The following is a 1,374-nucleotide window of genomic DNA, read 5'->3' as shown; positions in this document are numbered from 1 at the left end:
TGTCTAGTCCTGAAATAACGATACAGGATTAATATTATAAAATTACATAAAAAATAGTAGTAGACTTTAGTTTGCTACTATTTTTTTATACCCTTTAAATACCCGATTTTTCGTAACAAACATTTGATTAGGGGTCAGCATATAGTTGGAGCTATGCGGACGGTAGTTATTATAGGTATATACTACTTCTTTTATGATTTTCTTCATGATAGCTAAATCTTTATTATATCTATCAATGATAAATTCTTGTTTTAAAATACCATTTATTCTTTCAGCAATCGAATTTTCATAAGGATCACCATTATTTGTCATACTACACTTAATTTCATGTCTTCTTAGTATTTTTTGATAATACTTAGAGCAATATTGTAAACCTCTATCTGAGTGGTGTATCAAGCCTTTTATAGTTGCTTTATTGTCTTTTATTGCAAATTTTAAAGCATTACTAGCCCCTTCTAAGGAAAGACTATTAGAGACATTATAACCTACTATTTTTTTGGAGTACACATCAGTAATTAAGCTTAAATAACAAGGCTGTTTTCGTGTTCCAATATAAGTAATATCTGATACCCAAAGTTGGTTAGGACCATTAATACTTAGATCCGTTGTTATATTTGGATACTTGAAAAAAGGATGGTCAGAATCCGTAGTAATATGGTATTTTTTCTTTTGTTTGATTAGTAAATTATTAGCTTTTAAAATAGCAAATAGCTTATCACGCCCTATTTTAATAGCTCCGAGCTTTTCTTGGAGCAGATAATATAACTTCCTAGTACCTAGACGAGGCATTACCATTCGGACTTCTTGAACTAAATCAACAACAGTACTAGCTGTAGTCTTGGATTGTTCTGTCCGATTGATATCTCTATAGTAAACCTGTCTATTGATCCCACACAAACTACAAGCAAGTGTTATAGTTTCTTTTTTTTGCTCTGTATACTCAAGGATTGTGCGGCTTCTTGATTTTTTCGGATATCAATCTTTAAATCTCTTTCAGCAATATCAATCATCATATCGAAGAAGATTGCTTTTTGTTGAGCAAAGTGTTTTTCACTTTCGAGTTGCTTGATTTGTTTTTCTAACTGTCGAATTCTCACTTCTTGCTCCAGTACTTTTTGTTCGGGTGTCTTTTCCATAGGTTTACGTATTTGATTGTCCCAATCAAAGTTACCAAATTTTTTCAACCAATTTTTAACTGTTTGGTCGCCTTGAATACCATATTTAGTTTTAGCTTGAGCTAAACTTAACTGCCCTTGTTCTATTTCTTGAACAACCTGGAGCTTGAAACTTAACGTATAATCTTTCTGAGTACGCTTTACATAAGGATTTGTCATAACGATTGTTTTTTGTGTATCGTTATTTCAGGACGTGACA

The 1,374-nt window shown here is 31.7% G+C and carries 2 protein-coding genes; both read right to left on the bottom strand.

The genetic code is table 11. The features are described 5' to 3' along the window. Positions 1-66 precede the first annotated feature (66 nt). Complete coding sequence (locus tag ACYSNV_RS12395) at positions 67-897, bottom strand: IS3 family transposase (protein ID WP_461762848.1); 831 nt, start codon at positions 895-897, stop codon at positions 67-69. 14 nt (positions 898-911) lie between these two features. Next, entirely contained in the window at positions 912-1,334 is a 423-nt protein-coding gene (locus ACYSNV_RS12390; protein WP_461762847.1) for a hypothetical protein, read from the bottom strand. Positions 1,335-1,374 lie beyond the last annotated feature (40 nt).

This window comes from Myroides sp. LJL119 (assembly GCF_054871605.1).
The sequence above is the reverse complement of the archived record's forward strand: the minus strand, read 5'-3'. Positions and strand labels throughout refer to the sequence as shown.